At 63.6% G+C, this 23929-nt stretch carries 23 protein-coding genes and 2 pseudogenes; 14 read left to right on the forward strand and 11 right to left on the reverse strand.

The features are described from left to right. Nucleotides 1-9 precede the first annotated feature (9 nt). The 6 genes and pseudogenes from sufC to IVB48_RS39890 form a co-directional block, all read left to right on the forward strand. Nucleotides 10-759, forward strand: coding sequence for a Fe-S cluster assembly ATPase SufC (gene sufC, locus IVB48_RS39865; protein ID WP_027569859.1), 750 nt, complete (start codon nt 10-12; stop codon nt 757-759). Between the two features lie 11 nt (nt 760-770). Next, entirely contained in the window at nt 771-2075 is a 1305-nt protein-coding gene (sufD, locus tag IVB48_RS39870) for a Fe-S cluster assembly protein SufD (protein ID WP_247408654.1), read from the forward strand. Further along, nucleotides 2072-3319 (forward strand): cysteine desulfurase, encoded by a 1248-nt coding sequence (locus tag IVB48_RS39875; RefSeq protein ID WP_247408656.1) that lies wholly within the window; start codon nt 2072-2074, stop codon nt 3317-3319. Before sufD ends, IVB48_RS39875 begins: the two co-directional genes overlap by 4 nt. After that, entirely contained in the window at nt 3316-3687 is a 372-nt protein-coding gene (locus IVB48_RS39880) for an SUF system Fe-S cluster assembly protein (RefSeq protein WP_027569862.1), read from the forward strand. The genes IVB48_RS39875 and IVB48_RS39880 overlap by 4 nt, the downstream gene beginning before the upstream one ends. Nucleotides 3688-3763: 76 nt before the next feature. After that, nucleotides 3764-4174: an iron-sulfur cluster assembly accessory protein gene (locus IVB48_RS39885; protein ID WP_081747958.1), complete on the forward strand. Its 411-nt coding sequence runs from the start codon at nt 3764-3766 to the stop codon at nt 4172-4174. Nucleotides 4175-4310: 136 nt separating this feature from the next. Next, nucleotides 4311-4673 (forward strand): annotated as a pseudogene (locus IVB48_RS39890) (TfoX/Sxy family protein); the annotation flags it as partial. A gap of 70 nt (nt 4674-4743) precedes the next feature. Here the strand turns inward: IVB48_RS39890 and fabA are convergent. The 4 genes from fabA to IVB48_RS39910 all read right to left on the reverse strand — a co-directional run bounded on the left by fabA (nt 4744) and on the right by IVB48_RS39910 (nt 9480). Further along, nucleotides 4744-5274, reverse strand: coding sequence for a bifunctional 3-hydroxydecanoyl-ACP dehydratase/trans-2-decenoyl-ACP isomerase (gene fabA, locus IVB48_RS39895; protein ID WP_247408667.1), 531 nt, complete (start codon nt 5272-5274; stop codon nt 4744-4746). 108 nt (nt 5275-5382) lie between these two features. After that, nucleotides 5383-6450 carry a GGDEF domain-containing protein gene (locus IVB48_RS39900; RefSeq protein WP_247286200.1) on the reverse strand — a complete coding sequence of 356 codons (1068 nt, stop codon included), beginning with the start codon at nt 6448-6450 and terminating at the stop codon, nt 5383-5385. A gap of 166 nt (nt 6451-6616) precedes the next feature. Next, nucleotides 6617-8215: a DEAD/DEAH box helicase gene (locus IVB48_RS39905; RefSeq protein WP_247286198.1), complete on the reverse strand. Its 1599-nt coding sequence runs from the start codon at nt 8213-8215 to the stop codon at nt 6617-6619. A 299-nt stretch (nt 8216-8514) separates the two neighbouring features. After that, nucleotides 8515-9480, reverse strand: coding sequence for an AraC family transcriptional regulator (locus tag IVB48_RS39910; RefSeq protein ID WP_247408669.1), 966 nt, complete (start codon nt 9478-9480; stop codon nt 8515-8517). A 210-nt stretch (nt 9481-9690) separates the two neighbouring features. On the opposite strand from IVB48_RS39910, the gene IVB48_RS39915 reads away from it, so the two are divergent. Continuing rightward, nucleotides 9691-11205, forward strand: coding sequence for a caspase family protein (locus IVB48_RS39915; RefSeq protein ID WP_247408671.1), 1515 nt, complete (start codon nt 9691-9693; stop codon nt 11203-11205). A gap of 72 nt (nt 11206-11277) precedes the next feature. On the opposite strand, the gene IVB48_RS41250 is transcribed toward IVB48_RS39915, so the two are convergent. Then, nucleotides 11278-11412, reverse strand: coding sequence for a hypothetical protein (locus tag IVB48_RS41250; protein WP_256379190.1), 135 nt, complete (start codon nt 11410-11412; stop codon nt 11278-11280). Nucleotides 11413-11530: 118 nt separating this feature from the next. Here IVB48_RS41250 and IVB48_RS39920 point away from each other — a divergent pair, with 118 nt between their 5' ends. Next, nucleotides 11531-12787 (forward strand): FAD-dependent oxidoreductase, encoded by a 1257-nt coding sequence (locus tag IVB48_RS39920; RefSeq protein WP_247408672.1) that lies wholly within the window; start codon nt 11531-11533, stop codon nt 12785-12787. Between the two features lie 179 nt (nt 12788-12966). Then, nucleotides 12967-13734, forward strand: a complete 768-nt coding sequence (locus IVB48_RS39925) for an outer membrane beta-barrel protein (protein ID WP_027569870.1) — start codon at nt 12967-12969, stop codon at nt 13732-13734. 109 nt (nt 13735-13843) lie between these two features. Here IVB48_RS39925 and IVB48_RS39930 read toward each other — a convergent pair whose 3' ends face one another. From IVB48_RS39930 to parE, 4 genes are all read right to left on the reverse strand, one after another. Then, on the reverse strand, nt 13844-14614 hold the full coding sequence (locus tag IVB48_RS39930) for a glucose 1-dehydrogenase (protein WP_027569871.1): 771 nt from the start codon (nt 14612-14614) through the stop codon (nt 13844-13846). A 21-nt stretch (nt 14615-14635) separates the two neighbouring features. Next, complete coding sequence (locus IVB48_RS39935; RefSeq protein ID WP_007591540.1) at nt 14636-14821, reverse strand: hypothetical protein; 186 nt, start codon at nt 14819-14821, stop codon at nt 14636-14638. A gap of 220 nt (nt 14822-15041) precedes the next feature. Further along, nucleotides 15042-15824 carry an outer membrane beta-barrel protein gene (locus IVB48_RS39940; RefSeq protein WP_247408674.1) on the reverse strand — a complete coding sequence of 261 codons (783 nt, stop codon included), beginning with the start codon at nt 15822-15824 and terminating at the stop codon, nt 15042-15044. Nucleotides 15825-16290: 466 nt separating this feature from the next. Continuing rightward, nucleotides 16291-18333, reverse strand: coding sequence for a DNA topoisomerase IV subunit B (parE, locus tag IVB48_RS39945; protein ID WP_027569873.1), 2043 nt, complete (start codon nt 18331-18333; stop codon nt 16291-16293). Between the two features lie 274 nt (nt 18334-18607). Between parE and IVB48_RS39950 the strand changes: the two genes are divergently transcribed. The 5 genes from IVB48_RS39950 (at nt 18608) to IVB48_RS39970 (ending at nt 22773) form a co-directional block, all read left to right on the forward strand. After that, complete coding sequence (locus IVB48_RS39950) at nt 18608-19138, forward strand: DedA family protein (RefSeq protein WP_027569874.1); 531 nt, start codon at nt 18608-18610, stop codon at nt 19136-19138. A gap of 223 nt (nt 19139-19361) precedes the next feature. After that, complete coding sequence (locus tag IVB48_RS39955) at nt 19362-20030, forward strand: FMN-binding negative transcriptional regulator (protein ID WP_247408676.1); 669 nt, start codon at nt 19362-19364, stop codon at nt 20028-20030. Next, the gene (gene argC / locus IVB48_RS39960; protein WP_247408678.1) at nt 20027-21025 is read left to right on the forward strand and encodes an N-acetyl-gamma-glutamyl-phosphate reductase; all 999 of its coding nucleotides are present in this window, start codon (nt 20027-20029) and stop codon (nt 21023-21025) included. The genes IVB48_RS39955 and argC (IVB48_RS39960) overlap by 4 nt, the downstream gene beginning before the upstream one ends. 99 nt (nt 21026-21124) lie before the next feature. Further along, nucleotides 21125-22171, forward strand: a complete 1047-nt coding sequence (argC, locus tag IVB48_RS39965) for an N-acetyl-gamma-glutamyl-phosphate reductase (RefSeq protein WP_247408680.1) — start codon at nt 21125-21127, stop codon at nt 22169-22171. Between the two features lie 14 nt (nt 22172-22185). Further along, nucleotides 22186-22773, forward strand: a complete 588-nt coding sequence (locus IVB48_RS39970; RefSeq protein WP_247408682.1) for a class I SAM-dependent methyltransferase — start codon at nt 22186-22188, stop codon at nt 22771-22773. 22 nt (nt 22774-22795) lie between these two features. On the opposite strand, the pseudogene IVB48_RS39975 reads toward IVB48_RS39970, so the two are convergent. Together IVB48_RS39975 and IVB48_RS39980 are read right to left on the reverse strand one after the other, a co-directional pair. Continuing rightward, nucleotides 22796-22906, reverse strand: a pseudogene (locus IVB48_RS39975) (MAPEG family protein); the annotation flags it as partial. A 74-nt stretch (nt 22907-22980) separates the two neighbouring features. Beyond that, nucleotides 22981-23748, reverse strand: coding sequence for an outer membrane beta-barrel protein (locus tag IVB48_RS39980; RefSeq protein ID WP_247408684.1), 768 nt, complete (start codon nt 23746-23748; stop codon nt 22981-22983). Nucleotides 23749-23929 lie beyond the last annotated feature (181 nt).

Raw genomic sequence — 23929 nt, forward strand, 5'->3', positions numbered from 1 at the left:
GACACCAAGATGGCTTTGCTCGAAGTGAAAGACCTCAAGGTTCGTGTCGAGGAGCGTGAGATCCTCCATGGGCTGACGCTGACCGTGAACGAGGGCGAGATCCACGCGATCATGGGGCCGAACGGCTCCGGCAAGTCGACCCTGTCCCACGTCATCGCCGGCAAGCCCGGTTACGAGGTCACCGACGGCGAGATCCTGTTCAAGGGCGAAGACCTGCTCGCGATGGCCCCGAACGAGCGCGCGGCCAAGGGCGTGTTCCTGGCGTTTCAGTATCCGGTCGAAATTCCCGGCGTCTCCACCATGAATTTCCTGCGCACCGCGCTGAACGCGCAGCGCAAGGCGCGCGGCGAGAGCGAATATTCGACGCCAGACTTTTTGAAGAAAGTCCGCGACGTCTCGAAGTCGTTGAACATCCCGCAGGACATGCTCAAGCGCGGCGTCAATGTCGGCTTCTCCGGCGGCGAGAAGAAGCGCAACGAGGTGCTGCAGATGGCGCTGTTCGAGCCGAGCCTGTGCATCCTCGACGAGATGGATTCCGGCCTCGACATCGACGCGCTGCGCATCGCAGCCGACGGCGTCAACGCGCTGCATTCGCCCAAGCGCGCGATGGTCGTCATCACCCACTATCAGCGGCTGCTCAACTACATCGTGCCTGACGTCGTGCACGTGATGTCGAAGGGCCGTGTCGTGAAGAGCGGTGCCAAGGACCTGGCGCTGGAGCTGGAGTCGTCCGGCTACGCCCAGTACGAGGACGCGTAAGGAATTTTGCGATGAACGTTGCTGTGGCAAAGACCGGAAACGGCCGCGCGGTGAGCGATCTGTTCGCCAGCGCCGAAGGCCGTCTGCCGGGTTCGCCTTCCGTGATCGCCGTGCGGCGCGAGGCGTTCGAGACCTATGAGCGTCTGGGCCTGCCGCACCGCCGGATCGAGGAATGGAAATACACCGATCTGCGCGCGCTGGTCGGCGAGGTGCTGCCGCTTGCGGCTGCGCCCGATGCGGCTGCGTTGAAGCGCGCCGCGAACGCCGTGAAAGCGCACGCGATCGCGGGCGCCCGCAAGCTGGTGCTGGTGGACGGCGTGTTCGCTCCCGATCTCTCGGACGTCAAGGCGCTGGCCTCCGAGGTGAGCGTTAAGACCTTGCGGGAGACGCTGGAGAAGGATTCCGGTCTGTTGAAGACCGCGGCCACCGATGCGGTGATCGCGCTGAACGCGGCTATGGCGACCGACGGTGTCGTTCTTGATATCGCCGACGGCGTGCAGCTCTCCGCGCCGATCCAGATCATCCACATCGCGATCACCTCTTCCGCGTCGACGTTCACCCGCTCGCAGGTCGCGGTCGGGAAGGGCGCTCGTGCCACCATCATCGAAAGCTTCGTCGCGGCCGGCGCCAAGGCTTACCAGGTCAGCGATGCCGTCATCCTCTCGGTCGGCGACAACGCCGACGTCGCGCATATCCGCCTGTTGGATGATTCGCCGGATGCGGTGAACATCACCTCGCAGTTCGTCGCGATCGGTGCGAACACGAAGCTCAATTTCTTCAACATGACGACCGGTGCTGCGGTCAGCCGCCTGCAGGGTTTCATCACGCTGGCGGGTGAGGGCAGCGAGCTCTCCGTCAACGGCGTGAACCTGTTGCAGAAGACCGAGCATGGCGACACGACGCTGGTGGTCGACCACGCCGTGCCGAATTGTGTGAGCCGCGAAGTTTTCCGTGCCGTGATCGACGATCGCGCCCATTCGGTGTTCCAGGGCCGCATCATCGTTCGTCCCGATGCACAGAAGACCGACGGCAAGATGATGATCCGTGCGTTGCTGCTCTCGGACGAGGCGGAAGCCGACAACAAGCCCGAGCTCGAGATCTTTGCTGACGACGTCTCCTGCGGTCACGGCGCCACCGCCGGTGCGCTCGACGACAGCCTCCTGTTCTATCTGAAGGCGCGCGGTCTGCCGGAGAAGCAGGCCCAGGCGCTGCTGATCCAGGCTTTCGTCGGCGAGGCGATCGAGCAGATCGCCGACGATGATCTGCGCGAGCACGTGATCGGCATTGCCGAGCGCTGGCTGGAGCGGCGCCAATGAGCACGCATCCGGCAGTCAAGAACGGCTCTTACGACGTCGCGCGCGTGCGCCAGGATTTTCCGGCGCTGGCCATGCAGATCTACGGCAAGCCGCTGGTCTATCTCGATAACGCGGCTTCTGCGCAGAAGCCGAGCGCCGTGCTCGATCGCATGACGCAGGCCTACACCTCCGAATACGCCAACGTGCACCGCGGCCTGCATTATCTCGCCAACGCCGCGACCGAAGCCTATGAGGGCGGCCGCACCAAGGTGGCGCAGTTCATCAACGCTGCCCGGACCGAGGAAGTGATCTTCACCCGCAATGCGACCGAGGCAATCAACCTCGTCGCCTCGTCCTGGGGTGAACCGAACATCAAAGAAGGCGACGAGATCGTCATCTCGATCATGGAGCACCACTCCAACATCGTTCCCTGGCATTTCCTCAGGGAACGCCATGGTGCCGTGATCAAATGGGCGCCGGTCGACGACGAGGGCAATTTTCTCATCGAGGAATTCGAGAAGCTCCTGACATCGAAGACCAAGCTGGTCGCGATCACGCAGATGTCGAATGCGCTCGGCACCATCGTTCCGGTCAAGGACGTCGTGAAGATCGCTCACGCCCGCGGCATCCCCGTGCTGGTCGACGGCAGCCAGGGCGCCGTGCATCTGCCCGTCGATGTCCAGGACCTCGGCTGCGACTTCTACGTCTTCACCGGCCACAAGGTTTACGGTCCGACCGGCATCGGCGTGCTCTGGGCCAAGTACGACCACCTCGTCGCGATGCGTCCGTTTAACGGCGGCGGCGAGATGATTCGCGAAGTCTCGCGCGACATCGTCACCTATGGCGATCCCCCGCACAAATTCGAGGCCGGCACGCCGGCGATCGTCGAGGCCGTCGGGCTTGGCGCCGCCATCGACTACGTCAATTCGATCGGCAAGGAGCGTATCGCCGCGCACGAGCACGATCTCGTCACCTACGCCCAGGACAAGCTGCGCGAGATCAATTCGCTGCGGCTGATCGGCACGGCACGGGGCAAGGGCCCGGTGATCTCTTTTGAGCTCAAAGGCGCCCACGCCCATGACGTCGCCACCGTGATCGACCGCCAGGGCATCGCGGTGCGCGCCGGCACCCATTGCGTGATGCCGCTTTTAGAGCGGTTCAACGTCACAGCCACATGCCGAGCGTCGTTCGGCATGTATAATACGCGGGAAGAAGTCGATCATCTGGCACAGGCGCTGTTGAAGGCGCGGGATTTGTTCGCATGAGTGACACGGCCGAAATCAAAGCCAATCCGATGGAAACCCAGTCGGCACTGCCGCCTGAGGAGACCGAGCGTTTGACCACCGAGATCATCGCCGGGCTCAAGACCGTGTTCGACCCGGAAATCCCGGCCGATATCTACGAGCTCGGCCTGATCTACAAGGTCGAGATCAAGGACGATCGTTCCGTCGACGTGAAAATGACCCTGACGACGCCGAATTGTCCGGCCGCCGGCGAGTTGCCGACGATGGTCGAGAACGCGGTCGCCAGCGTCCCCGGCGTCGGCGTGGTCGACGTCAAGGTGGTCTGGGAGCCAGCCTGGACGCCGGAACGCATGAGCGACGAGGCCCGCCTCGTGCTCAACATGTGGTGACGCGTAACCCTCTGGCTTTAGATACTCGTTAGATCCTTGGCATTGAATTCGCTCGGCAACGGACCACATCACTGACATGACACAGATATCGTCGGGTTCAACACCAGCATCCACTCCGAAGCCGCGGCGGCCGCGCCCGCAGGTGATGCGGCTGACGGACGCTGCTGCCCAGCGCATCAACGAGCTGACCCAGCGGGCCGATTCCGAGATCGTGGGCCTGCGCGTCGGCGTCAAGAACGGCGGCTGTGCCGGCCAGTCCTACACCGTCGAATACGCCCACGATGTCCGCCCGACCGACGAGGTCGTCGAGGACAAGGGCGTCAAGATCCTGGTCGATCCCAAGGCTGTGCTGTTCCTGCTCGGCACCGAGATGGACTACAAGGCCGACAAGATGCAGGCCCAGTTCGTCTTCAACAACCCCAACCAGATATCCGCTTGCGGCTGCGGTGAGTCGGTCGAACTGCGCCCGGCGCAGATCGACGGGTAGTTTTTCCTTCGTTGCGAGGAGCACTTGCGACGAAGCAATCCAGACTGTCTCTGCGGCGACAATCTGGATTGCTTCGCTTCGCTCGTAATGACGGCGGTGGTATGAACGCTGGGCTGCTCGCCCCGGGAAGCCTGCCATGGACCGCGAATTCCTGATCGACCTGTTCACCGATTTCGGCCCCGTCGCCATCCGAAAAATGTTTTCCGGCTACGGCATCTCCGCCGACGGCATCAATTTCGCGCTGTCCCTGCGTGCCGGCTTGTTCTTTCGCGCCGACGAGATGACCATCCCGGACTTTGAAGCGGAAGGCTCGAAGCCATTCCAATACTCGACCCGCGCCAAGACGGTGCTGGTGAACTCCTATTGGGAGCTGCCGGCCCGCCTGTTCGACGATTCCGAGGAGCTTGCGCAATGGACGAAGGCGGCTCTCGCCGCCGCCCAGCGCGCCAAGGTGAAGAAGCGGCCCAAGGTCAAGAAGGCGGCGAAGAAGGCCGCCAAGTCTGCGAAAGGGCGGAAGAAGGCGAGCAAAAAAAAGCGGTTGGGAAGCGGGCCAGGCGACTGGGTTAAGCTCAGTCCAGGGCCTTTGTCAGGCCAACCCTCATGTCTTTGGCGATGTAAACGCAGACACCGTCAGCTAGCACGCGGCCGTCGGCAAATCCCAGGACCAGCCTGCCGCGCCTCACCTGGCGCATGACGACCTCGTAGCGCACGCATCGTGTGTCCGGTGTGATGGAGCCCGTGAACTCCACCTCGCCGACGCCGATCGCGCGGCCCTTGCCCGCTGAGCCCGACCAACCGAGCCAATAGCCGATCATCTGCCACATGGCATCCAGTCCCAGAGACGCCGGCATCATGGCATCGCCGCGAAAGTGGCAATCGAAGAACCAATGGCCTGGCGCGATGTCGAGCTCGCCGACGATGTGGCCCTTGCCGAACTCGCCGCCGTCCAGGCTGATCTCCGTGATGCGGTCCATCATCAGCATTGGCGGCGCCGGCAATTGCGCGTTGCCGGGGCCGAAATAGCTGCCCTCGCTCGATCTCAGCAGGTCGTCCCTGGTGTAGGACGGTTGCGGCGTGTGAAAATCATGCGGGTTGGGCAAGACGACAAGTCCTCCGGATGCTCGCAGTCGGACGCCTCGAGACGGCGAGGGAGATGTCGTTCGTCAGGCCAGAATGTCAAGCGCAGCTAGCGGTGCGCAGCTTCTGCCTCACGCCACCCGGTTGTGCGTCTCGACCGCGAATTCCGGATCGGCCTCGCAGATCACGCGGTTGCGGCCGTTGCGTTTGGCGGCGTACAGGCAGGCATCCGCGCGTTCGATCAGCGCATCGGTGTCGTCGCCCTGCTTCAGCATGGAGACGCCGATGGAGATGGTGACGCGGCCGAGGATTTCGCCGGTGGACTTCTTTTTCAATTCCTTGGCCATCACCGCGCGGCGGATGTGATCGGCCACTGTGAGGGCCTGGCGCAGCGCGGTGTTGGGCAGCACGACCGCGAATTCCTCGCCGCCATAGCGCGCGGTGATGTCCTGGCCCTTGATGGTCTGCTTCAGCGACAGGCCGACCAGCCGCAGCACCTGGTCGCCGGTGAGATGGCCGTAGGAATCGTTGAACGACTTGAAATGATCGATGTCGACCAGCAGCAGCGACAGCGGATCGCCGGAGGCGAGCGCGCCTTGCACGGCCATGTCGATCATGCGATCGAAATATTTGCGGTTGCCGAGCCCCGTCAGCGGATCGGTCAGGCTCTCGGCGCGGATCGCCTCCAGGCTCTGCTGGAGGTTGCTGATCTCGCTCTTCGACAGCGTCAGCCGGTCTTCCAGCGCCTTGTTGGTCTCGCGCATCTCGCTGGTCGAATGCAGCAGCGTCTCGACGATCGACTTGATCTGCTCGCGGCTCTTGGCCGATGAGAGCTTTTCGGTCGCGCCCGACAGGCTGGCATCGTAGGAGCCGGTCATCCCGAGCGCGTCACCGAGTACCTTCATCACGTCGTCGATCTCGCCGATGACGCGCGCGCCGACCTTGTCGATGCGGTCGGTGGTCTTGATGTGGGAGAGGTAGGTCTCGTAGATCTGATCGAGATCGGCTTCGGTCAGCGTGCCGCTCCGCGCCAGTGTCTCGTTGATAATCTTGTTGAGCGGGGCATTGTAGCCGGTGGCGTAGACGAACCAGATCTCGTAATTGCGGGGAATTGCGGTCTGTCGTAGCGATCGGATCTGACCGAGCGCTACCTCGGCGAACGCCATCGTGCGTTCGTGTTCGTCGAGCACCTTGACCACGGAACATACCCCACAGCGATCGGCGTGCCGTCGACCGCAGCAATACTTAAATTATGTTCGTAGGCTAACGGACGATCGTGAACGCCCCGTAAATATACGTCCACGAATACGTCCAGAAAAGTGCGCGCAAGCTTTATTTCAACCAAAGCCGGGCGCGCATCGGGCTTCAGGCGCCGGCTGGGGAGCGAACCGGACGCAGCAGAAAGGCCGGCAGATGCGAGTGGTCGCCCGGCTCGCTGTCGGCCTCGCGTTGGCGGCGCGGCTCGGGACGGCCGATCGACGGCACATGCGACGGATTGGCCTGCTCGCGCGCACCGTCACGCGGCTCGGATGATGGCTTGGCTTCGCGCGGAGGCCTGGCTTCACGCGAAGGTCTGGCTTCACGCGAAGGTCTGCCTTCACGCGAAGATCTGGCTTCACGCGGAGGCCTTGCCTCGCGCGCGGGCCTTGCTTCGGAAGCGGGCCTTGCTTCGGGAGCGGACCGTGCTTCGGCTGAAGGCTGTGCCTCGCCACGCGCTTCGCGCGGCTCCTGGCTGCGCTCGCGACCGCGTTGCGGCTTGCCGCGTCCGCCGCGTGAACGTTCACGGCCGCGCTGCTCGCGCGGACGCTCGCTCGCATCGGAAGCATCGGTGCGGACTTCGAAATCGCCTTCGGCGCGCGGAATGCTCTGTCCGATCAGCTTCTCGATCGCCACCATCGACTTCTGGTCGGGCGGCGTGACGAGCGAGATCGCCATGCCGGACCGGCCTGCGCGACCGGTGCGGCCGACGCGGTGGACATAGTCGTCGGGATGGTGGGGAACGTCGAAATTGAAGACGTGGCTGACCTCGGGGATGTCGAGGCCGCGGGCGGCGACGTCGGATGCGACCAGCAGCGGCAGCTCGCCCTTGCGGAACTGTTCGAGCGCCGCCGTGCGGGCCGACTGATCCATGTCGCCGTGCAACGCGCCGACGCTGAAGCCGTGCTTTTGCAGCGATTTATGAACGACGGCGACATCGCGCTTGCGATTGCAGAAGATGATCGCGTTCTGGAGATCCTTGGCCTCGCGGAGCAGTCGGCGAAGCAGCTCGCGCTTCTCGTGCGCCTCGCGCCCGGCCGGGACCTGACACTGCGTAACCGTGACAGCGGTGGTGGCGGGCTTCGATACCTCGATCTTCTGCGGATTGTGCAAAAAGGTTTCGGTGATGCGCCGGATCTCCGGCGGCATGGTCGCGGTGAAGAACAGGGTCTGCCGCGTGAACGGGACGAGCTTGCAGACGCGCTCGATGTCGGGAATGAAGCCCATGTCCAGCATGCGGTCGGCTTCGTCGATGACGAGCAGCTCGACGCCGGTGAGCAGCAGGCCGCCGCGCTCCGTGTGGTCGAGCAGGCGGCCGGGAGTGGCGATCAGCACATCGACACCGCGCGTCAGCTTGGCATCCTGGTCGCCGAAGGAAACACCGCCGATCAGGAGGGCGACGTTGAGTTTCTGGCCCACGCCGTAGCGGTCGAAGTTTTCCTTCACCTGCGCCGCGAGTTCGCGGGTCGGCTCAAGGATCAGCGTGCGCGGCATGCGCGCCCGGGCGCGGCCCTTTTCGAGAATGGTGAGCATCGGCAGCACGAAGGCGGCGGTCTTGCCGGTGCCGGTCTGGGCGATGCCGAGAACGTCCTTGCGAGCAAGGACGTGAGGGATCGCCTGTTCCTGAATGGGGGTGGGGGTGGTGTAACCGGTGGCCGCCACTGCGGCGAGGACTTTTTCGGATAGTCCGAGATGGGTAAAAGACATTGAGCCTCTGGTCGAAACCGCCGTTCGGATTCGAGGGTAATAAGGCTGTCGCGTTCCACCCCAAAACGGCGCGCTCTCAAAGAAGCTGGGGGTGCTGACTCACGCGAACAAAGCGCCAAGCTCAGGAATCGCTCTTCGATACCGAGCCGCGTCGACCCGGAACATAGGGGGGAATCGGCCAAAGTCAATGGAGCAGCCGCGGGAAGGCCCTAAAAAACCTGAGGTTTTCGCTCAAATAGCGGGCGAGGCTGCGGTTTTCCGCCCAATCCAGCGGTCGGCCGGAGCTGTCCAAACGTCGGCTAACGCACTTCCGGACCCTGGGCGCGGAAGTCGCCGGGGGCCATCCCATAGGCGGCGTTGAAGACCCTGTAATAGGTCGCGAGGCTGTCGAAGCCGCAGGCGGTCGCGATGTCGGCGATCAGCCGGTCCGGGGCTTCGCGCATCAGGCGGCGGCTCTGGTTCAGGCGTTCGTCCGTCACGGTTTGCGAAAAACTCTTGGCCGCGCTTTCGAACAGCATGTGCAGGTGACGGACCGACACGCCGAGAAGGTCGGCCACCATCGTCGGCGCCATATCCGGGTCTTGCAGGTGACGCGCGATCAGGCGTCGTGCCAACGAGAGCCGGGCGGTCCGCAGCGCGGCCTGCCCGAGGCGGCTGCCGGGCCGCAGGATGCCGCGCTCGATCAGTGCCAGATGGGCTAAAGCCTGGACGAGGGGGGCGGCATCGGCGGCGCCGTCATCACCCGCGGCAACCGTACCGAGGTCGGCAAAGCAGGCGTCGAGCAGGGGCGCCAGGCTGGGATCGACGAACGTCCGGGGCGCAAGCTCGCGCATCCGCTTGTCCTGCGTGGAGAGACCGCTCACGGGAATCTTCAGGATCCGCAGGTGGAAGCCTCCCGCGCCCAGCGGCGCGGCGCGATAGGGCTGGTCGGTATGGCTGGTGGCGAAGCTGCCGTTGGCGATCGTGAAGTCGCTGCCGCGCATGCCGCCGAACCAGGCGCCGCTGCCGAGTTGCTGATAGACGCAGAGGCTGTCGCCCGGCGCGTCAGCGATGTCGGTCATGCTGCGCTCGACCGTGTAATGCGAAGCCTTCAGCTCGACGAGGCCGGCTCCGCCAAGCTGACACAGCGAGAATTCGCCGAAGAAGTCCGCGCGGCGTTCGCGCTCGAGTTCGACGGTGACGCCGAACAGGCCCTTGGCGCGCACCTCGCGCCAAAAGTCGAAGCGGTCGTGCGGCTCGACCTCGTCGGTGCACCAGCGATACACGGCGTCCCCTCGCTTCCAGCGGAATTGCCCACAAGAATTGACCGAGAAAAAGCAAATTCCGGTGGCATCTACCATAGGCTAGACGACAGACCTGAGTCCTCAGGGCTGTTGAACCAGCGCTATGGCTGGGCCGACTATCACATCAACGATGCGGTTCCCATGAACCGCTGTTCGAAGGAACCGGCGTGGGCCGTTCTTGAGGGATTTTCGATGACACGTCGGCTTCTCAGAGTACTGGCAGCGCTTGGCCTCGCGGCCGGCCTCAGCGGTTTCGCGCTTCCCGCCTGTGCCGAGAAGCGCGTCGCGCTCGTGGTCGGCAACAACGACTATAGGAACGTTCCGAAGCTGCTCAAGGCGGTCAACGACGCCCGCACCATGGGCGATACGCTGAAGCAGCTCGGATTCTCGGTGATGCTCGCCGAAAACCAGAGCCGGCAGCAATTTTCGGAGACGCTGCTTGCGTTCGATCGGACGATCGAGCCCGGCGACACCGCGTTCTTCTTCTATGCCGGCCACGGCTTCGAGATCGCAGGCCAGAATTACCTGCTGCCGACGGACGTGCCGGCAGCGACGGAAGGGCAGGAAGAGCTGGTGCGTGACGCCTCCATCCTGGCCGATCGCATCGTCGAGCGCCTCCAGAACAAGAAGGCGCGAACCTCGATCCTGGTGTTCGACGCCTGCCGCAACAACCCGTTCGAGCGCAAGGGTACCCGCGCCGTCTCCGGCGGTGGCGGGCTTGCCCCGATGGTGCAGCTGCCCGAAGGCGTGTTCTCGGTCTTCTCCGCGGGCCCGCGCCAGACCGCGCTCGACCGCCTCTCCAACGACGACGCCAATCCCAATTCGGTGTTCACGCGCACCTTCGCCAAAGAGCTGCTCCAGCCCGGCGAGAACCTGGTGCAGGTGGCGCAACGTACGCGCCGTCTCGTCAGTGAGATGGCCGACACCGTCAAGCACAGGCAGGTGCCGGTCTATTTTGATCAGATGGTCGACGACGTCTTCCTGAGCGGCATCGCCAAGGATGTCGCCGCGCGCCCGGCCGATCCGCCGGCGCAGAAGCTCGCGGCGCTGCCGCCAGTGTCGGTGCCGCGCGTGCCGAAGGAGGAGACCACCAACGCGCCGATCGCGAGCTTCTCGCGCCACAATGGCGGCTGGAGCGTGGTGTTCTCCTTTGCCGATCCGACGCTTGGCGTTTCCTGGCGCATGGCCGGCAATGGCGATTTCCGCGAAACCGGCTTCATCGATACGCTCGACCCGCGCACGCGCAAGAGAATGCCGAACCCGTCGATCGAATTGCCGCCGGACGCGCAGGCCGGCACCATTGAGGTCCGCTATGTCGACCAGTCCGGTGACATGCAGGGGCCGTTCCCGATCAGGTTCGATCCCGAAGCCGCGCTGATCCGCGACCAGCGCAAGATCCTCGACATGACCGCGACGAGCTGGCTGTCATTCCGCGAGTTCAACGGGCTGCTGGTCTACTACACGCACCTCGTGTCTTACCGCTGCGCCATCCGCGAGGTGCGCATCGGCATCGACACCGCCGTTCCGAACCAGGTGTTGAAGATGCCGGGCTGCGACATGCGCGATCCCAGCGCGATCAGCGCCGGCATGCCGCTCTACATGAAGCTCGCGCCGGCAACGCAGTTCATCTCGGTGGAGCTGACCTATCGCGACGGCAGCGTGTCGGAGATCAAGAGCTTCCGCAGCGCGAACCGCAGCAACAATTGATGAGGCGGCCGAAGGCGTCGCGCGCGCTTCTTGTTACCCGCGGCGCTTCCTGATGAAGCTCTTGAGCTTCTCCTACTCCTCGTACGGATAGCCGTTCCGTTCGATGCGCACCGGCGCAAGCGGCGGCCTGCGCGGTGCGATCATGATCAAGACGAAAAGCACGTTGATCAGGATCCAGACGCCGAGCAGTATGAGGATTGTCTGCACTGCAATTTCCTGAATGAGTCGGAATTGGCGTAAAGGCTAACGGCCATTCACAATCGCGGCAAATGAATCTTGCTTGCTGCACTGCACAGAAACCTTGACCCTAAATGAGAACCCGGCCGTGAAACCCGATACGTCGCAGAATCTCCAGGGCGCCTCGCTGAAAGTGCGGTGTTGCATCGTCGGCGGCGGACCGGCGGGCATGATGCTCGGCTATCTTCTGGGGCGCGCCGGCATCGATGTCGTGGTGCTGGAGAAGCATGCGGATTTCTTCCGCGACTTCCGCGGCGACACCGTGCATCCCTCGACGCTCCAGGTGATGGACGAGCTCGGCCTGATCGACGGATTCCTGAAGTTGCCGCATCAGCGCTTGCAAAAGATGGACGGCCTGTTCGGCGGTACCCCCGTTCGCATCGCCGATCTCAGCCGCCTCCGCACCAAGTACCCCTTCATCGCCTTCATGCCTCAATGGGATTTCCTGAACTTCCTGCGCGAGGCCGGCCGGCGCTTCGCCTCGCTGAAGGTGATGATGAACACGGAAGCGGTCGATCTGATCCGCCGCGGCGAGACCATCGCCGGCGTGCGGGCGAATACGCCGGACGGCATCGTGGACATCGAAGCCGATCTCACCATCGCCTGTGACGGCCGGCATTCGACCGTGCGCCAGCGTTCCGGCCTCGAGGTAGAGGAGATCGGCGCGCCAATGGACGTGCTCTGGTTCCGCGTCGGCCGCAAGGAGAACGAGACCGAGAACGTGTTCGCGCGCGTCGAGCCCGGCAAGATGATGATCACCTTCGACCGCGGCGACTACTGGCAATGCGCCTATGTCATCGCCAAGGGGCAATACGACGCGGTGAAGGCGAGGGGATTGCAGGCGCTGCTCGACGACGTCGTTCGCATGGCGCCGATCCTGAAGAGCGGCATTGCCGATGTGAAGAGGTTCGACGATTTCAAGCTGCTCACCGTCGCGATCAACCGCCTGCCGCGCTGGACGCGGCCCGGCTTGCTTCTCATCGGCGACGCCGCACATGCGATGTCGCCGGTCGGCGGCGTCGGCGTCAATCTCGCCGTGCAGGATGCGGTCGCGACCGCAAATTTGCTGGCGGACAAGCTGCAAAACGGCTGCCCGTCGGAGAACGAACTCGATGCCGTGCGCCGTCGCCGCGAATTCCCGGTGAAGATGACGCAGCGAATGCAGATGATCGTGCAGAACAACATCATCAGCGGCGCCTTGCAGGGCGGCGACCGGCCGCTGAAAGTGCCGCTGATCGTGCGCCTCATCACCGCGCTGCCGTGGCTCCAGGGCATTCCGGCGCGTCTGCTCGCGCTCGGCGTCCGGCCCGAGCACGTGCAGTCGAAGGCTGCGCCGGCACGGTAGCGCAAGGACTCGGTAGGGATAACGCGGCGTTAAATCGCGCTCAGCGCGTTGCCTGCGTACAACAGTTCAGATGGATTGAAGGCGCGCTGCTTGCCAATCCGGCGTCTTAACTGTCTTGATTCAAATTTGAGTAAGAACTGCGTGTGAGCGTGCACCCATCAAAGGACACGGGGTGTACCATGCGTAACAAGTTGATTGCCGCCTTCGCCTGCACGACCGCTCTGGTTTCGACCGGCGCCGCTTCCGCCGCCGATCTCGGTGCGCGCTACACGAAGGCGCCCGCCTATGCGGAGCCGCTGTTCAACTGGACCGGCTTTTATGTCGGCGGTCACATCGGCGGAGCATGGACCAACGAGCAGTTCATCAACAACGGGACCGGCGCGCCGTTCGGCGATCTGACCCCGGGGCAGGGCTACCGTCAGCGCAACTCCGGCATCCTGGGCGGCGCCCAGATCGGCTACAATTGGCAGGCCAACAACTACGTGTTCGGTATGGAAGGCACGATCTCGGGCCTCGACAACAAGGGCTCGTTCTTGAACACCGCGTTCGGCGCGGGTGACGACGTGTTCTCCTGGCGCGCCAATGTGCTTGCCACCGTCGTCGGTCGCGCGGGCTTCGCCGTGCAGAACAACCTGTTCTACATCAAGGGCGGCTATGCCGGCGTGAACAACCGTCTGTCGGTTACCGATACGGTCGGTCCGGCCACCGGTTCTGGCGGTCAGACCCATTGGGCCAACGGCTGGACCGTCGGTGCCGGCTGGGAATACGGCATCACCCGCAACTGGATCGTCGGCCTCGAATACAATTACGCAGCTTTCGGTAGCCAGACCTATCAGCTCGGCGGCACCTCGGGCAATTACAGCTTCGATGCCAAGCCGCGCGACCTCCAGTGGGCCGTCGTGCGCGCCAGCTACAAGTTCGACGCGCCTGTGATCGCCCGCTACTGAGTGGGTCAACGAACGACCAAGCAACCATAAAAGACGATCACTGCCCAAATTCAAAAGCCCCGGCATTGTCCGGGGCTTCTTTTTTGTGTGCAGGTTTCTGGCGTACGGCCTACGCCATCACCGAGAACCCGCCATCGACGGGGATCGCGGTGCCGGTGACGAAGTTAGACGCGGACGAGGCAAGGAACACCGTGATGCCGGCGAAGTCGTCGATGTCGCCCCACCGCCCCGCCGGCGTGCGTGCCAGCACCCGCTCGTGCAATCCCGATACCTGCTGCCGCGCACCGCGGGTCAGGTCGGTGTCGATCCAGCCGGGAAGGATGGCATTGACCTGGATGTTGTCGGGCGCCCACGCATTGGCGCAGGCGCGCGTGTACTGAACGATACCGCCCTTGCTCGCCGCATAGGCCGTTGCGAAGCTCGCGCCGAAGATCGACATCATCGAGCCGATGTTGATCACCTTGCCGTTGCCGGACGCCTTCAGCGCCGGATAGGCCAGCTTCGAGCACAGGAAGGCGCTGGTGAGGTTGGTGTTGATCACCGTATTCCATTCGTCGAGCTCGAGCTCGTGCGGCGGCTTGCGGATGCTCATGCCGGCATTGTTGATGAGGATGTCGATGCGGCCGAGATCCCCGACGACACGCTCGACCATCGCGGCGATGGCCGCCTTGTCGGTGACGTCGGTGGCAACACTGATCGCCTTCACACCGCGTTGACTGAGATCGGCCACGGCGGCGGCCGATTTGGTTTCGTTGCGTCCGACCACGGCGATGTTGGCGCCGGCATCGGCGAGGCCGCGGGCCATGCCGAGCCCGATGCCGCCATTGCCTCCCGTGACGATCGCGACCTTGCCGCGGAGATCGAACCGACTGGATGTCATGCTGCTATTCCCTGGTTTCTTCTATTGGTTACTCTGCCAGATCAGCACCAGCCCAAAGCCTGCCATGGCTGCGCCATAGCCGGCCCATTGCAACTGGTTGACCATGAAGCTCGATCGCGGCCACGCGACGGTGCCCGTGCCCTGTCCGATCCAGAGCAGCCCGACGGCAAGGGCAAACAGGCCTGCTACAAGCAGAAATCTGCGCATGCATTCGTCCCCATAGGTCCGCTTCTGTCGTGACGCGGCTGACCACTGCCGCGGCCCGAAAACTTGCCGGGAGACTAGCCGTAGCCGTGGTTCGGATACAATGGCCGCTGATGCAGGCCGCAGGGCGGATGCATGTCCATACGCAAGGTCCGCTGAAGCACCGTACAACGAAAAAGCCCCGGACGATGCCGGGGCTTTGACGTCTGAACTTGCGTTCGGATCAGTACTTCGCGACGACCGGACCGGTCCAGTTGAAGCGGTAGACCAGCGAGGTCGAAATCGTCTGGTTCCAGCTGTTGGCGCGGATGTCGCGGCCGACGGGGACGTTGCCAGCATCGAACAGTTCGTTCTGGGTCTTGGCGTTGTAGAAGGCCGAGCGATATTCGGTCTTCATGAACCAGCCGGGCGACTGGATGCCGAAGATGTTCAGGTTGTTCTCGACGCCGCCGCCGATGAACCAGCCATTGCGGTTGTAGCTGTTGAGATGGATACCGGCGGGCACGCCGGCCAGGGTCATGAAGTTGGTCTGGCCGAAGTGAGCGCCCGAGTAACCGCCGTTGACGTAGGAGAGAACGTTCGGAGCGACCAGCCAGCCGAGGCGGACACCAGCGGCCCAGGAATCTTCCAGCTTCTGGTTGCCAGTGATGCCAGCGATCGGGTCCTGAATGGTAGCACGGATGCTGCCGAACTGACCGTCAGCGAACACGCCGGCGACCCAGGTGCCGCTGAACTGCCAGTCGTAGCCGAGACCGACGGTGCCGAACCAGCCCGAGCCACCCTGGCGCTGATCGATCGTCAGGGGAACTGCGCCAACCGTGGTCTGCACGCGCTGGTCAGAGGCCGAGAGGCCGCCGCCGGCGCCGCCGAAGATGTAGAAGCCGGTCCAGTTGGCGACGGGGGCCGCCATCGGCGCCTTCACGTAGGGACGGGCGCCAAGGTCAGCGGCCGAGGCCGAACCGGTCATCGCGGCAACCGCGGTCAGTGCGAGCAAAATCTTCTTCATCTTAAAATCCCCAAGCTTTGGTCTGTCTGGAAGGCGCGAGCGCACTGAAGTCCGTGTGATCTGATGTCCCGGACTATACCTGCTTCTCTCCGAAATGCTGTTGCAGAGCAGGCACAGTCGCCGGGAAACGCCGCACGGCAGGGATTCTGAGCACCATCGTGGAAATTCGAAATAGTCTTGTATTATCAACTCAGTAGGTCGAATTTTGCGATTTGTATTTTGGTAACTTCTCGTTAGTAAATCCGGCTTTGTCCGAAATGGAGGCAATCCTGCATCAGCCCGGCTGGGTGAGTCGTTGGCCGAGTCGCAGTGCGACGAGGCAGGGAATCACCAAAGCCGTGGCGGACCGTTGGCAGGATCGGCGGGCAGGATCGTCGGGAAATGGCGGTTGTCGTCCCCAAAAACAAAAGAGCCCCGGGCTTCATGCGGGGCTCTTGATGGGATGCGACCGGGCAGCGCCTGCGGATCAGACGTCCAGCAAATCGTCATTGGCGAATTCGGCCTTGTCCGAGATGAACGCGAAGCGCGCTTCGGCCTTGGTGCCCATCAGCCGCTCCACCGAATCCGCCGTGGTGTCGCGGTCGTCGGCGAGCAGAACCACTTTCAGCATGGTCCGCTTGGCCGGATCCATGGTGGTTTCCTTGAGCTGCGCCGGCATCATTTCGCCGAGGCCTTTGAAGCGATTGACCTCGACCTTGGCGTTGGCGTTGAACTCGCTCTTGATCAACGCTGCCTTGTGCGCGTCATCGCGGGCGTAGACCGACTTCGTGCCGTTGGTCAGCTTGTAGAGCGGCGGCACGGCCAGGAAGAGATGGCCTTCGTCGATCAGCCGCGGCATCTGCCGGTAGAAGAAGGTGATCAGCAGCGAAGCGATATGGGCACCGTCGACATCGGCGTCGGTCATGATGATGATGCGCTGATAGCGCAGATCCTCCTCGCGATACTGCGCGAGCATCCCGCAGCCGATCGCCTGCACGAGGTCGGCGAGCTGCGTGTTCGCCGTCAGCTTGTCCTTGCCGGCGGAGGCGACGTTGAGGATCTTGCCGCGCAGCGGCAGCACGGCCTGGGTCTTGCGGTCGCGCGCCTGCTTGGCGCTGCCGCCGGCCGAGTCTCCCTCGACGATGAAGAGTTCCGAACCGTCCAAACCGGCATCGCTGCAATCGGCGAGCTTCCCCGGCAGGCGCAGCTTTTTGCCGGCGGTCTTGCGCGCGGTCTCCTTCTCTTGCCGGCGGCGCAACCGCTCCTCGGCGCGATCGACCACGAAGTCGAGCAGCCTGTTGGCCTGGTTCGGATTGCCCGACAGCCAATGGTCGAACGGATCCTTCATCGCCTGTTCGACGATGCGCTGCGCTTCGGCGGTGGCAAGGCGATCCTTGGTCTGGCCCTGGAATTCGGGCTCGCGCACGAATACCGAGAGCATCACGGCTGCACCGACCATCACGTCTTCAGACGTAATGGACGACGCGCGCTTGCCTTGGCCGACGCGCTCGGCGTGATCCTTGAGACCTCGCAGCAGCGCGCTGCGCAGGCCGGATTCATGCGTACCGCCATCGGGCGTCGGCACGGTGTTGGTGTAGGACGACAGGAAGCCGTCGGCATCCGCGGTCCAAGCCACCGCCCATTCGCAGGCGCCATGCGCGCCGTTGCGGCCCGACTTGCCGGAGAAGATGTCGGGATGCACCAGCGTGTCGGCGTGAATCGCCGCCGCCAGATAATCCTTGAGGCCACCGGGGAAGTGGAACGTCGCTTCGGCCGGCACGTCGTCGACGCCCTTGAGCAGTTCAGGCGCGCAATTCCAGCGGATCTCGACGCCGCCGAACAGATACGCCTTCGAACGCGTCATCTTGAACAGGCGCTGCGGCTTGAACGCTGCCTTTGCACCGAAGATGTCGGTGTCCGGCTTGAAGCGCACGCGGGTTCCGCGGCGGTTGTTGATCTTGCCGAGATCCTCGAGCTTGCCCTTCGGGTGCCCGCGCTCGAACGTCATGCGGTAGAGTTTCTGGCTGCGCGCGACCTCGACCTCGAGCAGCGAGGAGAGGGCGTTCACCACGGAGATGCCGACGCCGTGCAGGCCGCCCGAGGTCTCGTAGACCTTGGAGTCGAACTTGCCGCCCGAGTGCAGCGTGCACATGATGACTTCGAGCGCCGACTTCTTCGGAAATTTTGGATGCGGATCGATCGGGATGCCGCGGCCGTTGTCCGTGACGGTCAAAAAGCCGTCCGCGCTCAACTCGACTCCGATGAAGGTCGCATGCCCCGCGAGCGCCTCGTCCATTGAGTTGTCGATGACTTCGGCGAAGAGGTGATGCAGCGCCTTCTCGTCGGTGCCGCCGATATACATGCCGGGCCGGCGGCGCACCGGTTCCAGGCCTTCGAGCACCTCGATGTCGGCTGCGGTGTAGTCGGCCTCGGCACCGCCTGCGCGCGGGGTCGCCTTGGCGGCGCGGGGCTTCGGCTCATCGCCGCCGAAAAAATCGTCTTTTGCTTTGGGCTTCAACTGCTTGGACATATATCTTTATGCGTTTTGAGGGCCGCATGAGCGGCGAATCGGTTGGGCCGACTATGCCACTTCTGACCTGGAAAGGTTATCGCAGGGCGGGCCGGGCGGTGTGGTTGGGAGCCAATCCCGGCGATTTTGCGCCGCACCCCCAACGAATTCCCGGCAATGTGACGGTCCGGTCCGGTCTGGACCGGACTTTGTGACTTGATGTCACACAAGTCCTTGGCTTACCAGTCCTTTTCATCGAACAGCACCTTCGGGCAGGGCGGAAAGGCTATTTTGAATGGAGCAGTTTGCGCACGCGCTGGCGGATTTCGTGCGCGCTCACCAGACATGGGCAGCTCCCATCGTGTTCGTGCTCGCCTTCGGGGAGTCGCTCGCCTTTATCTCGCTGCTGATCCCGGCCTGGGGCGCGTTGGTCGCGATCGGCGCGCTGATCGGCGCGAGCGGCATCAGCTTCTATCCGGTCTGGATCGCCGGCGGCATCGGCGCCGCGCTGGGCGACTGGGTCTCCTACTGGTTCGGCTACCGCTACAAGGAGAAGGTCGCGCAGATGTGGCCGCTCTCGCGCTATCCGGAACTCCTGCCCCGGGGCGAGGCCTTCGTTCGCAGCTGGGGCGTGCCGAGCATCTTCATCGGCCGTTTCTTCGGTCCCTTGCGTGCCTCCGTGCCGCTCGCAGCCGGCATTTTCGAGATGCCCTATTGGAGCTTCCAGGCGGCCAATTTCGTCTCGGCGCTCATCTGGTCGGCGGCGCTCCTGCTGTTCGGCGACGTGATCGCGAAGATCATGGAATGGATCTGGCGGGTGGTGTGACGTCCGAACCTTGACGCGAACCGCAACTGGCCCTATAGCCCCGCGCCATGATCAACGCCGCGACTATTTTGTTCGCCCGTCGCCGCCGCCGCTCTTTAGCGGTTTGGGCGGTCGATCGCGTTTGAGATCATCGTCTTTGCCGCTGGATCCGATCCGCGGCATTCTCTCTCCTGTCAGTGCGATCTGATCCGGCGGCCCCAAGGAGGCCCAGCAGGAGACAACGATGTACACGCCACCCTTTTTCAAGCAGGACCGCGCCGCGAGCCTGAAGTTCGCCGACACGCGCGGCTTCGGCACCATGTGCGCGTTCGACGGCCTCAAGCCGATCGCCTCGCCAATTCCGTTCTATTTGACCTATGCCGCCGACGGCACGCCGCATGCCGCCTTTCACGTCGCCCGTCACAATCCGCTGCTAAAGCTTGCGGACGGGACGACCTCCTGGCTGCTCGCGGTCAACGGCCCCGATGCCTACGTGTCACCGGACTGGTACGTCTCGCCGGATCAGGTGCCGACCTGGCTCTACCAGTCGGTCCATCTGACCGGGCCGGTGCGGTTGTTGTCGGATGGTGAACTGGCCGTGCAGATCGACACGCTCAGCGACAAGTTCGAGAGCTGGCTGTTGCCGAAGAAGCCGTGGACCTCAGCCAAAATGACGGCGGGGCGGCTCGAGGCGTTGAAGAAGGGAATCGTGGGTCTGGTCATGACGGTCGAAGAGGTCGAAGGCAGCTTCAAGCTCAACCAGCACAAGTCCGACGCCGACTATACGGCGATCGCCAACGCGCTTGGCGCGCAAGCCCATGCCGACGCCAGGGAGATCGCGCAACTGATGCAGGACGTCAGGCCGGAGGCCTTCGCGTCCGAAACCAACACGCTCGAAAGGAGCGCGCCATGACCTTTTCTGAAGCCAGCCTCGTTGATACCAAAAATGCCCCGAAGCCGGGCGCTGCGACAAAGCCCGCCACCGTCTTCGTCGACGGCGGCTCCGGCACCACCGGGCTCGGCATCAACGAGCGGCTGAAACTGCAGAACGACGTGGTCGTGAAGACCATCGCCGACGACAAGCGCAAGGATCCCGCGGCCAAGAAGGCGCTGATGGAGGAGGTTGATCTCGTCATCCTCTGCCTGCCGGACGACGCTGCCAGGGAAACGGTTGCGCTCATCGACAGCATGGGACCGTCAGGCCCGAAGGTGCTGGATGCATCGACCGCGTACCGGGTCGCGCCCGATTGGGCCTATGGCTTTCCGGAACTGACGCCGGATCAGGCTGGCAAGATCAAGGCTGCGAAGAAGGTCTCCAATCCCGGCTGTTATCCGACCGGCGCGATCGCGCTGCTGCGACCGATCGTCGATGCCGGCCTGCTGCCTGCGGACTATCCCGTCACCGTCAATGCGGTGAGCGGCTATTCCGGCGGCGGCAAGTCGATGATCGCGAGTTTCGAGGACGGCAGTGCGCCGTCCTTCGAGCTCTACGGCCTCGGCTTCGAGCACAAGCACCTGCCGGAGATGCAGCTCTATTCGAACCTGACGCGGCGACCGATCTTCATCCCGTCGGTCGGCAACTACCGGCAGGGCATGCTGGTGTCGGTGCCGCTCCAGCTCGACACGCTGCCCGGCAAGCCCAGCAGTGCCGATCTCCAGGCCGCGTTGGCAAAGCGTTACGCCGGCTCAAAATACGTCTCGGCGATGCCGCTGCAAAACGAGGCGACCAGGGGCGGCCGAATCGAGCCGGAAGCGCTCAACGAGACCAACACGCTCGAGCTCTACGTCTTCGCCAGCGACAAGTACCACCAGGCGGTGCTGGTCGCCCGGCTCGACAATCTCGGCAAGGGCGCGTCCGGCGCGGCAGTGCAGAACATGCGGCTGATGCTGGGCCTTGCCGAGGAGTAGCCGATGAGCGTTGCCTGCCAGACCGGTCCGGTGGACGAAGCGACGCTGCAACTTTCTACTCCGGCAAGACGATCCAGCGACGCCTGAAAGGAACGTGTGATGAGTTTGAAGAAAATCGGCATTCTCGGCGCCTCCGGCTACACCGGCGCCGATGCGGTGCGCCTGCTGGCGCGGCATCCGAATGCGGAAATCACGGCACTCACCGCCAATACCCATGCCGGCAAGGCCATGAGCGAGGTGTTTCCGCATTTCTTCATGCTGGATTTGCCCCAACTCGTGGGATGGGAAAAGGTCGACTGGACCAAGCTCGACGCGGTGTTCTGCGGACTGCCGCACGGCACCACGCAGCAGATCATCGCGGCCGTGCTGAAGGCCAACCCGAAGATCAAGGTCCTCGACATGTCCGCCGATTTCCGGCTGCGCGACAAGGAAACCTACGCGCAGTGGTACGGCCACGAACATCAGGCGCTCGAGTTGCAGGGCGAAGCCGTCTACGGCCTGACCGAATTCTATCGGGAGAAGATTACCGCGGCGCGGCTGGTCGCCTGTCCCGGCTGCTATCCGACGGCAGCGTTGTTGGCGCTGGTGCCGCTGGCGAAAGCAAAACTGATCGACGTCGATGACATCCTGATCGACGCCAAGTCAGGCGTCACCGGCGCCGGACGCGGCCTGAAACAGAACACGCTATTCAGCGAGGCGGGCGAGGGGATTTCGCCATATTCGGTCGGCACGCACCGGCATGCGCCGGAGATCGAACAAGAGATCGGCGTTGCGGCGGGCGCGAGCGTGACCGTCAATTTCACGCCGCATCTCATACCGATGTCGCGGGGCGAACTCTGCACGTCCTACGTCAAGCTCAACGGCGCGACGCCGGACGATTTGCGGGCCGCCCTCGAGAAAGCCTACGCGAAAGAGCCGTTCGTGCATGTCGTCAAGAAGGGCGTGCTGCCGCAGACCCAGAACGTACGCGGCTCGAACTATGTCCAGATCGGTGTCATCGCCGACCGGATCAAGAACCGCGCCATCGTGATTTCGGTGCTCGATAATCTGGTGAAGGGCTCGGCCGGTCAAGCGATCCAGAACATGAACCTGATGTTCGGATTCCCCGAGACCGCTGGACTGGAGCAGATCGCGCTGTTTCCCTGATCGGAGTGGTCGCCGTGGACGAAGGGACTTTGCAATTCTATCGCAGCAACGCCCGGTCCTATGCGGACTGGGCGAAGGCGCCCTCGACGCGGCTGCGAGGCTTTCTTGCTCTGCTGCCGTCCGGCGGCTCGATCCTCGAGCTCGGCTGTGGCGCCGGCAATCATTCGGCGGTGATGCTGGCCGAAGGTTTTTCGGTGCGCGCCACCGACGGCTCGCCTGAAATGGCCGAGATCGCGTCGCAGCGGCTCGGTCATGCCGTCGAGGCGATGCGGTTCGACCAGCTTGACGCGCACGAGGCCTATGACGGCGTCTGGGCCAGCGCCTGTCTCCTGCACGTGCCGCGCGACGAACTCGCCAGCATCCTGGCGCGGATTCATCGTGCGCTCAGGCCGTCAGCCGTATTCTATGCCAGCTACAAGATGGGCGAGGGCGACGGCCGGGACAGTCTCGGGCGCTATTACAATTATGCGTCGCCAGAATGGCTCGATGCGACTTACGCCAGCGCAGGCCCATGGATCACGCTGTCGTCGGACAGGAACGTGATCCAGAGCTTTGACGAGACGCCGGCGAACATGCTGCATCTCGTCGTTCGCAAGGCCTGATCTAAAACAACAAGGCCTGATCTTAAACCACCTTGAAAATCGCGACGGTCAGCACGGCCTGCGCGATGAGGCCGACGGTGAAGGCCACCGTGCGGAACACCGGGATCCCGAGCGCATAGACGATCGAATGCGCTGACGAGTAGCAGCAACATTCGCTGCTCGTCATGGCCGGGCTTGTCCCGGGCATGACGGTTGCGAGACGCTTCCTCAGTACTTCGCGATGATCGGGCCGCCGAATTTGTAGTTGATGCGGGCGGTGATCAAATCGACGTCCTGGCCGATGCGGTCGGTGCGTGAGAACGTGCCGACCGGCGTCAGCGCGCCGTTGGAAGTGAGCGTGACGTCGTGACGGCCCATGAACAGATGGTCGTATTCGAGGCCGACCGACCAGTTCGGGGCGAAGCCGTATTCGATGCCGATGCCGACCGTGCCGCCCCAGCGGGTGTCGTCGGCATGATCGAACTCGGCTCCGGCCAGACCACCCGTTCCGATACCGCGGTAGCGATCGCGGGTGACGGCGGCGCCGCCCTTCACGTAAAGCAGTGCGTTATTCCAGGCGTAGCCGACCTGGCCCGTGAACAGGCCGAAAGCATCGACGCGGGTGCGGTTCGCGACGCCGGCTACGGTGCTGGTGTTCCGGCCCGAGAGATCGGCCCAGTCGCCCTGTGCTTCGAGGCCGAACACGAAGGCGCTGCTCTGCCAGCGATAACCGATCTGGCCGCCGGCGACGGCGCCCGTCGCGTCATGGCAGCCTTCCGCAACGCCGGGCGCGAAACCAACAGTCTGGTCCCAGCAATTGCGCGACGAGCCATAGCCGCCGTTGGCGCCAATGTAGAAGCCGCTCCAATCATAGATCGCCGCGATCATCGGCGGCGCCTTGGTGTAGGGACGGGCGGCGAGATCTGCGGCACTGGCCTGGGTCGCGACGGCCGCGAGCGAGAGGCCGGCGAGCGCGGATGCAATCTTCCAATTCATGTTTGCCCCGAATCATCAATGCGATGGGCAAATATACCTGTGGATGGGTGATCCTTCGTGTCAGCCTAGGGATCGCATCCCTGTTTTTGTCGCACTGTCATCCTTTGGCAACACCGGCGGCCGCGGCAGGCCTTCGAGCATTTCACCCCTTTGTTGCAGGCGCTAAGCCATCGGAGATCCG

Origin of the sequence: Bradyrhizobium sp. 76, assembly GCF_023073025.1 — a bacterium.
Taxonomy (GTDB): Bacteria; Pseudomonadota; Alphaproteobacteria; order Rhizobiales; family Xanthobacteraceae; genus Bradyrhizobium.